This window comes from Cupriavidus laharis (assembly GCF_914271435.1).
Lineage (GTDB): Bacteria > Pseudomonadota > Gammaproteobacteria > Burkholderiales > Burkholderiaceae > Cupriavidus > Cupriavidus laharis.
The window spans coordinates 64,078-78,540 of the sequence record NZ_CAJZAI010000013.1; the positions used below are offsets into that span (position 1 = coordinate 64,078).

A 14,463-nucleotide genomic window follows, 5' to 3' on the forward strand; every position below is an offset into this window, starting at 1 on the left:
GGGCACAATGCCCATCATTCGCCCATCCTCCGAGAGGATGACTTTTTGAATAGACTTTAATTATACGCAGATTATGTCCAAAAGGCAAAAGGGCATGTATCGGCGCCTCACTGAGCCCCGGCAGCCGAAGGCCGCCGGGGTGACGACTTAGCGGTTTCCGCCGCGATTGCCACCGCGGTTGCCACCGCCACCGCCGCCGCCACCGCCCTTGCCGCGGCCCGAACGGTTACCGCCACCGCCCTTGGCAGCCTTCGGCATCACGTTGCCGTTCACATCGCCGCCGCGACGCTGGGGCCGGCCCTGGCCGCCCATGCCGGCACCGCCGCGACCGGTACGTCCGCCGCCCTGCCCGCGTCCGCCCGCGAGATTGGCCGCGTGAGAGGTCAGCACGGTCGGACCATGGCTGATGTAGCCCATCGACGTGCGCATCGGATCAGGCTGGCCACGGCCCGCGCCGCCCTTGTCAACACGCGGCAGGCCGTCCATGCCGGTATGCATCGGCATGCCCGCGATCGCCGCTTCGGTGCGCTGCTTGCGGCCGCCGACCTTGGTCGCGCCCTTGCCGCCCTGTTCGCCCTTGCCTGAGGCCTTCAGGCCGATGGCAGCCATCATCGCCTTGACGTCGTTCGCCTCCAGCTCCTGCCAGCGACCGCGCTTCAGTCCGCGCGGCAACAGGAACTGGCCGTAGCGCGTGCGGATCAGGCGCGACACGGTCAGGCCGACCGCCTCGAACATGCGGCGCACTTCGCGGTTGCGGCCCTCTGTCAGCGCCACGTGGTACCACTGGTTCACGCCTTCGCCGCCGCCGTCCGCAATGCGCAGGAAGTTGGCTTCACCGTCATCGAGCTTGATGCCGTGGAGCAGGCGCTGGCGATCGGCTTCCGCCAGTTCGCCCAGCGTACGTACCGCATACTCGCGCTCCACGCCATAGCGCGGATGCATGAAGCGGTTGGCGATGTCGCCCGAGGTCGTGAAGATCAGCAGGCCCTCGGTATTGAAGTCCAGACGCCCCACCGCGACCCACTTGCCGGTCTTCATGCGCGGCAGGTTGTCGAATACTGTCGGACGGCCCTCGGGGTCCGACTGGCTGACGATCTCGCCGGCCGGCTTGTGATAAAGCAACACACGCGGGGGCTTGGTGGAAACCTTGCGATGGATCAGCTTGCCGTTCACGCGGACCTGGTCGGTCGGCAGGATCCGCTGACCGATATGCGCGGGCAACCCGTTGACGGAAACGCGCCCTTGCAGGATCAGTTCCTCCATTTCCCGGCGCGAACCCAGACCGCCTTCGGCCAGGACCTTGTGCAGCTTCGGCGCATCGTCGTCCGCCGACAGTTCGCGCACCGGCTTTGCCTTGGTGCGGGGGATGACGGTGTCTTCCTGGTCGTACTGGTCGGAGATGACGAAGCGGAACAGGTCTTCGCTGGATACAGCCGACTTGTCGGCGCCAACCTGCTGCCCTTTGCGCTGCGGCTGCCCACCGCCCTTGCGTCGACCCTGCTGGCGAGCCGCTGACTGGGCTTCACCTTCCGGCGCGACCTTGGCGGCGCGCTGGCCCTGCGGCTTGCGCTTGCGGCCGGTCGGCTCGGCTTTCTCGCCGCCCTCCTGTCCGGGCTGACCGCCTTCGCGGGCCGTCACGTTTTCTGCCGTGGCCGGCTTGCGCTTGCCGCGGCCACGCGGCGAGGCACGCCCGCCGGCTCCGCCGCCAGCCTTGCTCTCGCCCGCCTCGCCCTGAGCACCGGGCTCGGTACCCTCGACACGATTGGCGTCCCGGTCCTGCGCGGCCTGCCGGCGCGAAGCCACCAGGTTGCGCAAGCCGCGCCTCAGCCCCTTCCTGCGCGGCGCCGCGTCGGTGCCTGATCCGGATTCTGCGCCATCGGCAGCCGGCGTCCCGGCTGCCCGGGTGTCTTGTTCAACGGAATCAGACAAATTATTCACTATCGGATGTTGCATATTGTTCAGTTGGGCACGCGCTCATCATCTTGCTCGCTCGCGTACGGCGGAGCAGTGTCGTCGCCGGGTGGATTGCCGCCGTCCTGGTTGCCCGGCGCGCTTTCGGCATGGAAGCCATTTGCCTCGGTCACCGCCGACGCGAGGTCCGCCACGTGCATGGCGTCCGCGGAGGCCTGCTCGACGGCTCCGGCCCCGTCAGCCGGCTCTTCATCAGCAACCGGGGCGGCCTCAGCGACAGCAGCCACTTTATCGGCCGACGGTACCGCCTCTGGTTCAGGGAAGGCCTCTTCGTCGCCGACCGCCGGCTGCGTAGTTGCCGCCTCTTCAAAATCGATCGCCTGCTGGTCGAGCAGCGCCGCCTGTGCCTGGGCCTGGGCATCCTCGAGTGGAGGCAGTTCATCCAGCGTACGCAGGCCAAGGTCGTCGAGAAACGCCTTGGTGGTCGCATAAAGCGCCGGCCGGCCTGGCACATCGCGGTGGCCGATGACCTCGATCCAGCTGCGGTCCTCCAGCTTCTTGATCACATCCGTGCTGACCGTCACGCCGCGGATTTCCTCAATGTCTCCGCGCGTCACCGGCTGGCGGTAAGCAATGATCGCCAGCGTCTCCATGACGGCCCGGGAGTACTTGGGTGGCTTCTCGGGATTGAGACGATCCAGGTATTCCCGCATCTCCGGACGGCTCTGGAAACGCCAGCCGCTGGCCAGCGCCACAAGTTCGACACCGCGCTGGCGCCAGTCCTGGCGCAATGCATCCAGCAGGACCCGGATGGTGTCCGCCCCGACATCTTCGGCGAACAACCGGCGCAGGTCGCTTACGCGCAGTGGCTCCTGCGCACAGATCAGCGCGGTCTCGAGGACGATTTTCGCCTCTTGGGTATTCATGTTGGGTGTGCAGCCTGTCTTTGCACCTGCTCCCGGACGAACCCGGAGCCCTGGACATTGTGGATTCAGCAGTGCGATTGCCACCGCCATCTCGTCGCGCAGCAAACCCGAAAGCTCTGCGCTTCGAGGCCGTGCGCCTTCTTTTGCATCGATTTGCCGGGTGTGTTCCGGCAGGAGATTGTCCGGTCACCGACAAATACCGGTGCACGAACCCCTTGCACGCGCCCATATAGGCAGGCATGGCTTCCGGCGAACGTCCGCCTCGGCCGCAAGAAAACAGATATCGGGAGCAGGGCCAGCAATGACCGCACCACGGTCGCAGTGCCAGCCGGACTTTTGAACCAGATCTTGTGAACCGGATGGACTGCGGAAGGATTCGGCGCCGAAATGTCGACTCATTGCCCGAAACCCTGGGCGCGCCCCTTTTTTTGGAAGGGCTGCCAGGCGCCGCTCGGAAACACGCCGCGCGATACCGCAATGCAGGCGATTGTATGGCATTCCCGGCCGCGCCTGCAACCACCGCGCGGCACCAAAGCATCAGCAGTGGTTTCAGAACACCAGGCAGAACCCATGTTCAGCCAGCGAATGTGGCAGCAACACCGCCCGGCCGACTCCCAGCGCACCGAACACCATGACGGCCAATCCTGCACCCACTCTTACCCAAATCCGGCGTGACCAGGCACGCAGAAGCCCGGAAAAACTGGAAAGCGCCAGCAGATTCGGCAACGTACCGAGGCCAAAAGCGCCCATCACCAGTGCTCCAGAAGGCGCATTACCCGCCAGTAATGCGAGGGCCAGTGCGCCATAGACCATGCCGCAGGGTACCAGCCCCCAGGCCAATCCCATCCCGTAACGGCGAGCCAGGCCACCGTGTCGCCCAATGACCGCCGGCGCCTTCCCCCCCAACCGGGCCAAGCCGGCCGAGATCCCATTCCCCGCGCGCGCCGCAAGCCGTTCCAGCCACATGATCGAAAAGGCCTCGCCACGTATCAGGCGCCAGCCGGACAGCAGCAGCATGGCGCTTCCAGCGCCGAACAGCCAGCGCTGCACGGGCAGATAGTCCTGGCGCCAGGCCGTCGCCCCTACCGCGCCCAGCAGTGCACCAAGCAGCATATACATCGAAATCCGCCCGGCATGCATCACCACCAGCTCAACGAGCCAGTCCTGTGGGCGCCGCACCACGGTCACGGGTACGCCGGCCGCGCGCTGCTCGACAGCCAGCGCCACGCCGCCACACATGGCGGCGCAATGGAAGCCGCCCAGCAAGGCGAGCGTGAAAACGCTGATAAGCACACCAAATGTCAACTGCAACTCCCTACCGCATCACATCGCGCGTTAAAATGCACGTATTGCGCCCTCGCCGCCCATTACTTGCAGGTTCCAATTGTTAACATCCATCCCCGTCACCGAGATGTCGCCCCGTTGCTCCACTTGCGGCATGGGGCAACTGTGCCTGCCGGTGGGCATGAGCCAGCAGGATCTGCAGAAGATGGACACCCTGGTACAGGAACGCGTCCGCGTCCACAAGGGCGAAACCCTGTACCGCATGGGCGATCCGCTGACCGCGGTCTATGCCATCCGCTTCGGCACCCTGAAGACGCATGTCACCACGGAAGACGGCCGTTCGCAAATCACGGGTTTCCATTTGCCCGGAGAGGTGGTCGGCCTTGATGGCCTGGGTGAAATGCAGCATGCCTCGGATGCTACCGCGCTCGAAGACACGGAAGTATGCGTCGTACGCCTGTCTGATCTGCAAGCATTATCCATCGACCTGCCTTCGTTGCAGCAGCAGTTCCTGCGCCTGATGGGCAAGGAAATTTCGCATGACCAGCTCATGCTCGTTACGCTGGGTTCCATGCGCGCCGAGGAGCGCCTTGCCGCGTTCCTCGTCAACCTGTCCGAGCGCCTGTCAGCGCGGGGATATTCGTCGACCGAGTTTGTCATGCGCATGAGCCGCGAAGAAATCGGCAGCTATCTCGGGCTCAAGCTCGAAACGGTCAGCCGCCTGTTCTCGCGCTTTGCCGAGGCCGGCCTGATCCAGATCCGCCAACGCCACGTGAAGCTCGTCGACATGGCAGGCATCAAGCAGGTCTACAGCCGCTCCTGCTGAGGCTGCCAGGCCGCCTTGCATGGCAAGGCGGTCCGCCCTTCCTTTTTACTCCAGTTCGTCCGTATCGCTGAGCCTCGTCGGCATGGTGTACAGCGTCAAGCCGCTGGACAACGCGCAGAACACCCAGGCCAGCAGGAACCCGATCGTATAGATGGCCTCGCGTGAGGCCTCGATCGGCTGGCCGAAGAAGTTCAGGTCACCGGGATCCACCACGGAAAACACCGTCGCCGTGGCGACGCCGGCCATCAGGAACGCCGGCCATAGTACCCACATCAGCCAGCGCAGCCTCATGGCTGCCTCGCTTGCGGTGCCCTGGCACTGCCAGAGGAACCCTCGACCTTCTCGACAACCAGGCCATGCCGCGCCACGCCTTCAACCACCGGCTGGTCCGGATGGGTGGAAGCCAGCCAGATGGTTATGCCGCAAGCCACCATGGCCACCAACGGACCGCTCATCAGCAGCCACGGCCACGGCTCCTTCCACCACGGATTGCTTTCTTGCATCGTCTTGCCCCCTTCGTCAGCGCCTCGTCGAGGCGCTCGCGGTTGGTGCGGCACAGCGCCGATGCGCTGCACCGCCCTTAGCATCACAAATTGCGTGGCACGATGAAACTGGTAGATTGCCTGATTTGCGCACTACCCTGCCCCGTACCTTCGCTGGTCACTGTCACGCTGATCTTGTGCGTGCCTTGCGCGGCATCGTCGATCGGCACGCGAATCCGGATCGGTACCAGCTTGTTCGACGTCGGCGCCAGAGCCTGTGCGTCCGGATCGTACTCGACGGTCAGGTTCTTCAGCTCGTCGCTGTCGGCCCGCACGCTGATGCGCATCGGCGCCTCGGTGGTGTTGATAAGCTGCAGGCGATAGACGTTCTCGATCCAGCGCCCCTCCACCTCACGTCCCAGCGCCCCACGGTCGCGGATGATGTCCACCTTCAGCGGCGTGCGCAGCGCGAGCGACGCCACGAAGCCCGCCACCAGCACCAGCCAGATGACCGAGTAGATGATGGTTCGCGGCCGTATCAGCCGCTTGCGCGCCGCTGCCGCCGACAGCGCCTTGCGCATGGCATTCTCGGACGTGTAGCGGATCAGCCCGCGCGGGTAGTCCATCTTGTCCATGACCTGGTTGCACGCATCGATGCAGGCCCCGCAGCCGATGCACTCGTACTGCAGCCCGTCACGGATATCGATGCCGGTCGGGCACACCTGCACGCAGATGCTGCAGTTGACGCAGTCGCCAAGTCCGGCCTGGTGATGATCCACCTTGCGCGACCGGCTGCCGCGCGGCTCGCCGCGCCCGACATCGTACGTGACCACATAGGTGTCGCGGTCGACCATCACGCTCTGGAACCGCGCGTACGGACACATGTACTTGCAGACCTGCTCGCGCATGAAACCTGCATTGCCCCACGTCGCGAAGGCGTAGAAGAGCATCCAGAACACCTGCCACGGTCCGAGCGAGAAGGCCAGCACCTGTGCGCCGAGCTCACGGATCGGCGCGAAATAGCCAATGAACGTGAAGCCCGTCCACAGCGCGACCAATACCCACAGGGAGTGCTTGGTGGCTTTCAGGCGGAACTTGCGCAGGCTCCACGGATCGCCGTCCAGGCGGATCCGCGCGAAGCGGTCGCCTTCGACATGCCGCTCGATCCACATGAAGATCTCGGTGTAGACCGTCTGCGGACACGCGTAGCCGCAGAATAGCCGCCCGGCAATCGCCGTGAACAGGAACAGCGCCAGTGCGGAGATCACCAGCAGGACAGCGAGATAGATGACGTCCTGCGGCCAGAGCACCAGTCCGAAGATATAGAACTTGCGCGCGCCAAGGTCGAACAGCACGGCCTGCCTGCCATTCCATTGCAGCCAGGGCGTGCCGTAGTAGACAAGCTGGGTCAGGAGTACCATCCAGACCCGCCAGTTGGAGAACGCGCCCGTCACCGAGCGCGGGTAGATCTTGCGGCGAACCTCGTAGAGCGTTTCGTCGGAGGTTTCGACAGGCGACGACGCCGGCCCTTGCGGGCCGGCCGTGCGGGCCAGCGGTTCTGTCCCGGGTGCACTCATGGGCGCGCCCCCACAAACAACATGGCGCACCCCGGGCCTGAGTCGGTAGTCATTGCCCTGAACCTCCGGTATTGGAAAGCCCCCAGACATAGGCCGTCAACATGCGGATGCGTTCCGGGGTCAGGATTTCCTCGTGCGCCGGCATCTTGTTGTTATGGCCTTTCAGGATGGCTTCGACAATGGTGCCTTCCGAACTGCCGTACAGCCACACATTGTCCGACAGGTTCGGAGCACCCAGTGCCTGGTTGCCCTTGCCGGTGGCGCCATGGCATGCCGCGCAAGTCGACTTGAACGTGCTCTCGCCACGCGACGCACGGATCGGGTCAGACGACAGGCCCGACAGCGAACGCACATACTGCGCCACATCCGCGGCAAGCTTGCCGTCGATGGTCGAGGCAAACGGCGGCATCACGCCATTGCGGCCCTTGGTGACGGTCTGCTGGATCGTCTCGGGTTCACCGCCATAGAGCCAGTCATGATCCGTCAGATTGGGAAAACCGCGGCTGCCGCGAGCGTCCGAGCCATGGCATTGCGCGCAGTAGTTCAGGAACAGGCGCTGGCCGATCTCGCGGGCCTGCGGGTCTGCCGCCACCTGCTTGATATCCATGTTCAGGTACTTGGCATAGATCTCGTGCTGCAGCTTTTCCTGCGCCTGCTGATGTGCGGCCAGTTCGCCTTGCGTGGAGAACTTCAGCACACCCGCGTAGGAACCCAGCCCCGGGTAGAGGACCAGGTAGGCAAGGCCAAAGATGCAGGTCAGGAGGAACATCCACATCCACCAGCGCGGCAGCGGATTGTTCAGCTCGCGCAGATCGCCGTCCCAGACATGGCCGGTGTCATCGCTGGCGTTGGCAACCTTGGTGACCTTGCGTTGGGAGAAAAGCAGCCACACGCACCAGACGATGCCGGCGAGCGCGATGGCAGCGATGTAGTAGCTCCAGAAATCGGAAAAGAAATCGCTCATGACTAGGTATTCCGGCTCGATGTTGTGTGGGTCTCGTCAGGGAGTGCGAACGGGAGCATGGCGGACTCGTGGTTGGCAGCCTGCCGGCCCTTCGACCAGGCCCACCAGCAGATCCCGAGAAACACGACCATCGACATGACCGTGGCAAAAGCAGTCAGCATCGCCATGACTTACTCCTTCGCGGGCGCGGCGGCAGCCGCTTCCACACGCACGTTGCGGCGGTTGATGCCGAGCCCTTGCAGGTAGGCAACCAGTGCGTCCTCTTCGCTCTTGTCCTTGAGTTCCTCGGGCGCCTTGGCAATTTCCGCCTCCGTGTACGGCACGCCCAGGCGCACCAGTGCACGCATGCGGGCCTGGATGTCGTTGGTTGGCAGTTGCGCCTTCTCGAGCCACGGATAGGACGGCATCACCGATTCCGGCACGACATCGCGCGGATTGCGCAGATGGATACGCTGCCAGTCATCGGAATAACGGCCGCCCACGCGAGCAAGATCAGGGCCGGTACGCTTTGAGCCCCACAGGAACGGATGGTCGTAGACCGATTCGCCCGCCGTGGAGAAGTGGCCGTAGCGTTCGGTCTCGGCCTGCAGCGTACGGACTTGTTGCGAGTGACAGCCGACGCAGCCTTCGCGGATGTAGATATCGCGGCCCATCAGCCGAAGCGGCGAATACGGCGTGATCCCCACATCCGGCTTGGTGGTGGAATGCTGGAAGAACAGCGGCACGATCTGCACCAGGCCGGCAATACTGGCCACCAGGATCGTGCAGATGATCAGCCAGCCGATGTTCTTCTCCAGCGTTTCGTGGGAAAAGAAGCTTTGTTTTTCGGACATCGTTTCTATCCTGATGAATCAGTGGGCGGAGGCAGGAATGCTGGCCGGGATCGGGGCATCCACCGCGCGCTTGCCGATGATGGTTTTCGCGACGTTGTAGGCCATCAGCAGCATGCCGGACAGGAAGCAGATGCCACCAAGCAGACGGATCAGGTAGAACGGATACTTGGCCTTGACCGCCTCAACGAATGCGTAGGTCAGCGTGCCGTCCGGCTGCGTGGCGCGCCACATCAGCCCTTCCATCACACCGGCGATCCACATCGAGGCGATGTAGAGCACCACGCCGATGGTGGCAATCCAGAAATGCCACTCGATCAGCCGCACGCTGTACATCTGCTTTTCGCCGAACAGGCGCGGAATCAGGTAGTAGAGCGATCCGATGGAGATCATCGCCACCCAGCCCAGGGCGCCCGAGTGCACGTGGCCGATGGTCCAGTCCGTGTAGTGGGAGAGCGCGTTGACGGTCTTGATCGACATCATCGAGCCTTCGAACGTGGCCATGCCGTAGAACGACAGCGCCACCACCAGGAACTTCAGGATGGGGTCGGTGCGCAGCTTGTGCCAGGCGCCCGACAGCGTCATGATCCCGTTGATCATGCCGCCCCAGGACGGCGCCAGCAGGATCAGCGAGAACACCATGCCCAGCGACTGCACCCAGTCAGGCAGCGCGGTGTACTGCAGATGGTGCGGACCGGCCCACATATACGTGAAGTTCAGCGCCCAGAAGTGGACGATCGACAGGCGATAGGAATAGATCGGCCGCTCCGCCTGCTTCGGGATGAAGTAGTACATCATGCCCAGGAAGCTGGTGGTCAGGAAGAAGCCCACGGCATTGTGGCCGTACCACCACTGCACCATGGCGTCCTGCACGCCGGCATAGGCGGAATAGGACTTCCACAGCGACACCGGCATCTCGATGTTGTTGACGATGTGCAGGAGGGCAATGACCAGGATATACGCGCCGAAGAACCAGTTGGCGACGTAGATATGCTTGGTCTTGCGCTTGACGATGGTGCCGAAGAAGACGATGGCGTAGGCCACCCAGACCAGCGTGATCAGCAGATCGATCGGCCATTCCAGTTCAGCGTATTCCTTCGAACTGGTGATGCCCAGCGGCAGCGTGATGGCCGCCGCGACGATCACCAGTTGCCAGCCCCAGAACGTAAAGGCCGCGAGCGGGCCGCAGAACAGGCGGGCCTGGCAGGTACGCTGCACCACGTAGTAAGACGTCGCGAACAGCGCGCTGCCGCCGAACGCAAAGATCACCGCATTGGTATGCAACGGACGCAACCGGCCGAACGACAGCCACGGTGTGTTGAAGTTGAGTTCCGGCCAGATCAGCTGTGCTGCCAGCAGCACGCCGACGGCCATGCCGACGATCCCCCAGACTACCGTCATGACAGCGAACTGTCTTACGACGCCATAATTGAAGGTGTCGACGCGTGAAGACGCGGCTGAGACATCCATTCAGACCCCCACAGAAAAAAGATAAACCGATTGACGTTGTGACTTTATGAAAGCAGCGCTCTTGCCGCGTTGATCTTTATCAAGTTGCACAGGTGCCCCATGAACCTATCTCCGCGTCGCAAGTCGCTGACGGCCATTCAGGGCTTGTCGTTGTCCAGCAGGATGGCCTCCCCCGGCCGGTCGAGATCGTCGTACTGGCCGGCATGCAGGGCCCACCAGAGGGCTCCGGCGATGACGACGACAAGCACCAGGCTCATTGGCACCAGCAGGTACAGCATTTCCATGCTCAGACTCCGTTCCTTCCCGCGCGCAGCAGACGCCAGGCATTGGCCACGACGAGCAGCGACGACACCGACATGCCGATGCCGGCCATCCACGCCGTGACAAAGCCCGTGGCCGCCAGCGGAATGGCAACCACGTTGTAGAAGAAGGCCCATCCAAGGTTCTGCCTCACAACACGGCGTGTCCGCCGCGCCAATGAGATCGCCTGGGCGATCTCGGCAACATTTCCGTGAGTCAGGACCGCATCGGCACCGGCCTGTGCAAGCGGAGCGCCACTGCCGATGGCAATGGACACCTGCGCCTGCGCGAGCACGGGCGCATCATTGATGCCGTCCCCGACGGCCAGTACCACCGCGCCCTCGCGCTGCAGTTGCGCGACATATTCGCGCTTGCCTTCGGGAGACACGGCGCCACGCGCGTTTGCCATGGCGAAATGCGAAGCCCACCATTGGACGGTCTCGACGCTGTCGCCGCTGACCAGGTGGCAGCGCGCACCCTGACGGCGCAGCGCTTCGAGCAGTTGCGGTGTCGATTCGCGGGCCTTGTCGGACAGTTCGAAGACGGCCAGCACGCCTTCTTCCGCGCCCAGCCATACTTGCGTCGCGCCGGGGATCTGCGTGGCGTCCGCTTCCCGCACCGGCACCTCGGCACTTGCCTTGCCGATCTCGGCCACAAAGGCGGCACGCCCCATGCGGAAACGCTTGCCGCCTATTTCGGCCTGGACACCTTGCCCCGGCACATTGGAAACGGCGGCCACTTGCCGCCCGCCGGCATCGACACCCGCCTGCCCGGCCGCGCCGACCAGCGCTCTTCCTATCGGATGCTCGCTCCCCGCCTCCATAGCCGCCGCCAGCGCCAGGCATTCGCCGGCAGGCATGCCCCCAAGCGTCCGCTGCCCCGTCAGGGCGAAACAGCCCTCGGTCAGTGTGCCGGTCTTGTCGAGCACGACATCCGTCACACGCGCAAGCGTCTCCAGCGCATGCGACCGCGTCAGCAGCAGGCCGCGTCGCGACAGCGCGGCACCCGCCGCAGCCAGCGCCGCCGGCGTGGCAAGGGAAAGCGCGCAAGGGCAGCTGACGACCAGCACCGCGACGGTAACCAGCAAGGCCCGCGAAGGATCGATCCAGAGCGCCCACACTGCGCCGGTCAATGCCGCCAGCGCCAGCAGCGTAGCCACGAACCAGCCGGCCACCCGGTCAGCCAGTGCCGCCAGCCGCGGCTTTTCCGCCAGCGCCCGGTCCAGCACGGCCACGATCTCGGCCAGGCGTGTGCCCGCGCCGACGCGGTCCACCGAGATTTCCAGCGGGCTGGCCGTGTTGTAGCAGCCGGCCAGCGCCATGTCGCCCACGCCGCGGTGCACGGGCCGGCTTTCGCCGGTCAGCATGGACTCATCGAGTTCGCTGGCACCCGTAACAATGGTGCCGTCGGCGGGGATGATCTCGCCTGCCCTGACTCGGATACGGTCCCCCTGCCGCAAGCGGGCGACGGGTATGCGCTCCGAGGCCGCGCCATCCGCGCCAAGCCGCTCACACGTAGCCGGCAACTGCCGCGCCAGCATTTCGGCACCGCTGCGCGAGGCCTGCCGCACGCGCAACTCTAGATAGCGGGCCGCCAGCAGAAAGGCGACGAACATCGTCACCGAGTCGAAGTACACCTCCCCGACCCCACGCGCCGTCGCGACCGCGCTGGCGGCGAACCCGGCGGCGACCCCGAGCGCCACGGGCACATCCATGCCCATGTGCCGCTGGCGCAGGCTGCGCCAGGCACCGGAGAAGATCGGCGAAGCGGAATAGAACACGACCGGCAGCGTCAGGGCCAGGCTGGTCCAGCGCATCAGTTGCAGCATTCCGGGGTCGATGGTGGTCTCATGCGTGTAGATGGGCCACGCGTACATCATCACCTGCATCATGCCGAGCATGGCCACGGCCATGCGCATGAGCAGGCTGCGCCGGGCACGGCGGTCGGCCTGGTCGCTGCGGGAGACTTCGAACGGCCAGGCCACGTAGCCAATGTCGGCAAGCGCGGCGAGCAACCCGGAAACCGTCTGCTCCGCTTCGCGCCACCGCACCACAACGCGGCGCGTCGCCACATTCGCAATCGTGGATTCCACACCGGGCAAATGCCCCAGGTGCTGTTCGATCAGCCAGGCACACGCGGCACAGCGGATGTTTTCGGGCGCCAGCGTGATCTCGGCGCGACCGCCGTCGAGGGGCCGGACAAACTGGCTGCGCAGCTCCGGGGTGTCGTAGGCGGCCCAGACCGGTTCAGACTCCCGCCTTGCGGCGCCATCGATGGGCCGGGCAAACCGCGCCTCGTCACCGTAAAGGTGGGCGAAGCCTGCCGAGTGCAGCGTGCGCGCCAGGGTCTGGCATCCGCCACAGCAGAAGACGCGCCGATGGCCGTCGATGTCCTCGGACAGCGCCTGGCCAGCCGTCACCGGTTGGCCGCAATGGAAGCACGCCGGCTGTGCGGCATGGTGCGCCATCACAGGCGCGGAGCGACTGGCGGGATCTTGCTGGAATGCGGACGCTGGCGCGTCGGCGAGGAGGCTGGCTTGCGGGGCGGACATGGAGATCTTTTTTTACCCGTTGGAGGGTATATGCCGATCTCCATATCGGCCTTGATATAAGTCAATAGCGGCCGGACTAACTTCCCAAATCCGGCACGCAACGGTCGGCCGCGTCAGGTGAGCGAGGTGTCCATGGTCCTCCGTTCGGATTCCAGGTACTCCCGGGACTGCATCTCGATGATGCGCGACACCGTGCGGTGGAATTCACTGGCCATCTGGCCTTCGACATAGAGCTCGTCCGCCGGCACTTCGGCCGACATCAGCAGCTTGACCTTGTGGTCGTAGAACACGTCGATGAGCCACGTGAAACGGCGCGCTTCAGAAGACATCCTCGGCGTCATGCGCGGAACATCTGACAAAATCACCGTATGGAATTGCGACGCGAGTTCCAGGTAGTCGTTCTGCGAGCGGGGACCGCCACACAGCGTGGCAAAGTCAAACCAGACCACGCCATTGGCCTTGCGCAGCGCGCGCAGTTCCCGGTGCTCGATATGCAGTATAGGAGACTCATCCGCCACACCGGCAATAGCAACAAAGGCATCGCGCAGCGCCGAGTTGGCCTTGGCATCGAGCGGCGTGTGATATGCCTCCACCTGCTCCAGCGCGCGCTTGCGATAGTCGATGCCAGCATCGACATTGAGCACATCCAGTTTTTGCTGGAGCAGCGCGATGGCAGGCAACACGCGGTCGCGGTGCAGCCCGTCCGGGTACAGCAGGTCGGGCCGGTAGTTGGACGTCATGACGAACTGCACACCATTCTCGAACAGCTGTTGCAGCAACCGGTGCAGCATCATGGCATCGGCGACGTCATTGACGTGGAATTCATCGAAGCAGATCAGGCGGTAGCGCCGGGCAATCCGCTTGGCCAGTTCGTCCAGCGGATCGGGGCGCCCACGCAGCTCTTCCAGCTGGCGATGCACTTCGCGCATGAACTCGTGGAAGTGCAGCCGGGTCTTTCTCACCACCGGGACACAGGTATAGAAGCTGTCCATCAGGAAGGACTTCCCGCGCCCTACGCCGCCCCACATATACACGCCCTTTGGCACATCGGGGCGCACCAGCAGCTTGCGGATGGCATTGCTGCGGCGGCTCTTGTAGGCCACCCATTCGTCGTAGCACTGCTGCAGGCGGGCCACGGCGCGAAGTTGCGCCTCGTCGGAATGGTAGCCGCGCTCCTTCAGTTCCTTCTCGTAGTACTCGCTGACGTTCATGCTGGCTGTTTCGTTCTGGACTGCGCGTGGAAAGTGCCGCCGCACCCTCCCCGGCCATGCCCGGAATCGCTTCGATCCGGCATGGCTTGCAAGTGAAAACGGCGCGCCGCGGTTGCGGCGCGCCGGTGCTC

The 14,463-nt window shown here is 64.4% G+C and carries 14 protein-coding genes; 1 reads left to right on the top strand and 13 read right to left on the bottom strand.

Features of this window, described 5'->3' with window-relative positions:
- Positions 1 to 147: 147 nt before the first annotated feature.
- From rluB to LDO29_RS21880, 3 genes are all read right to left on the bottom strand, one after another.
- Positions 148 to 1,953, bottom strand: a complete 1,806-nt coding sequence (gene rluB / locus LDO29_RS21870) for a 23S rRNA pseudouridine(2605) synthase RluB (RefSeq protein ID WP_224081833.1) — start codon at positions 1,951 to 1,953, stop codon at positions 148 to 150.
- Positions 1,954 to 1,958: 5 nt separating this feature from the next.
- Complete coding sequence (gene scpB / locus LDO29_RS21875) at positions 1,959 to 2,837, bottom strand: SMC-Scp complex subunit ScpB (protein ID WP_224081891.1); 879 nt, start codon at positions 2,835 to 2,837, stop codon at positions 1,959 to 1,961.
- A gap of 549 nt (positions 2,838 to 3,386) precedes the next feature.
- A complete protein-coding gene (locus LDO29_RS21880) occupies positions 3,387 to 4,142 on the bottom strand; it encodes a sulfite exporter TauE/SafE family protein (RefSeq protein ID WP_224081834.1) in 756 nt (251 codons plus the stop codon).
- A gap of 79 nt (positions 4,143 to 4,221) precedes the next feature.
- Between LDO29_RS21880 and fnr the strand changes: the two genes are divergently transcribed.
- On the top strand, positions 4,222 to 4,947 hold the full coding sequence (gene fnr / locus LDO29_RS21885; protein ID WP_224081835.1) for a fumarate/nitrate reduction transcriptional regulator Fnr: 726 nt from the start codon (positions 4,222 to 4,224) through the stop codon (positions 4,945 to 4,947).
- A gap of 45 nt (positions 4,948 to 4,992) precedes the next feature.
- On the opposite strand, the gene LDO29_RS21890 is transcribed toward fnr, so the two are convergent.
- The 10 genes from LDO29_RS21890 to zapE all read right to left on the bottom strand — a co-directional run bounded on the left by LDO29_RS21890 (position 4,993) and on the right by zapE (position 14,332).
- Entirely contained in the window at positions 4,993 to 5,238 is a 246-nt protein-coding gene (locus tag LDO29_RS21890; protein ID WP_224081836.1) for a hypothetical protein, read from the bottom strand.
- The gene (locus LDO29_RS21895; protein WP_224081837.1) at positions 5,235 to 5,450 is read right to left on the bottom strand and encodes a FixH family protein; all 216 of its coding nucleotides are present in this window, start codon (positions 5,448 to 5,450) and stop codon (positions 5,235 to 5,237) included. The genes LDO29_RS21890 and LDO29_RS21895 overlap by 4 nt, the downstream gene beginning before the upstream one ends.
- Positions 5,451 to 5,533: 83 nt before the next feature.
- The gene (gene ccoG / locus LDO29_RS21900; RefSeq protein ID WP_224081838.1) at positions 5,534 to 7,006 is read right to left on the bottom strand and encodes a cytochrome c oxidase accessory protein CcoG; all 1,473 of its coding nucleotides are present in this window, start codon (positions 7,004 to 7,006) and stop codon (positions 5,534 to 5,536) included.
- Positions 7,007 to 7,055: 49 nt separating this feature from the next.
- A complete protein-coding gene (gene ccoP / locus LDO29_RS21905) occupies positions 7,056 to 7,970 on the bottom strand; it encodes a cytochrome-c oxidase, cbb3-type subunit III (protein WP_224081839.1) in 915 nt (304 codons plus the stop codon).
- A gap of 2 nt (positions 7,971 to 7,972) precedes the next feature.
- Positions 7,973 to 8,137, bottom strand: a complete 165-nt coding sequence (locus LDO29_RS21910) for a cbb3-type cytochrome oxidase subunit 3 (protein WP_224081840.1) — start codon at positions 8,135 to 8,137, stop codon at positions 7,973 to 7,975.
- A 3-nt stretch (positions 8,138 to 8,140) separates the two neighbouring features.
- Positions 8,141 to 8,803, bottom strand: a complete 663-nt coding sequence (gene ccoO, locus LDO29_RS21915; RefSeq protein ID WP_224081841.1) for a cytochrome-c oxidase, cbb3-type subunit II — start codon at positions 8,801 to 8,803, stop codon at positions 8,141 to 8,143.
- An 18-nt stretch (positions 8,804 to 8,821) separates the two neighbouring features.
- Positions 8,822 to 10,270 (bottom strand): cytochrome-c oxidase, cbb3-type subunit I, encoded by a 1,449-nt coding sequence (ccoN, locus tag LDO29_RS21920; RefSeq protein WP_224081842.1) that lies wholly within the window; start codon positions 10,268 to 10,270, stop codon positions 8,822 to 8,824.
- Between the two features lie 137 nt (positions 10,271 to 10,407).
- A complete protein-coding gene (gene ccoS / locus LDO29_RS21925; RefSeq protein ID WP_224081843.1) occupies positions 10,408 to 10,554 on the bottom strand; it encodes a cbb3-type cytochrome oxidase assembly protein CcoS in 147 nt (48 codons plus the stop codon).
- Positions 10,555 to 10,556: 2 nt separating this feature from the next.
- Positions 10,557 to 13,121, bottom strand: coding sequence for a heavy metal translocating P-type ATPase (locus tag LDO29_RS21930; RefSeq protein WP_224081844.1), 2,565 nt, complete (start codon positions 13,119 to 13,121; stop codon positions 10,557 to 10,559).
- Between the two features lie 113 nt (positions 13,122 to 13,234).
- Positions 13,235 to 14,332: a cell division protein ZapE gene (gene zapE / locus LDO29_RS21935; RefSeq protein WP_224081845.1), complete on the bottom strand. Its 1,098-nt coding sequence runs from the start codon at positions 14,330 to 14,332 to the stop codon at positions 13,235 to 13,237.
- Positions 14,333 to 14,463 lie beyond the last annotated feature (131 nt).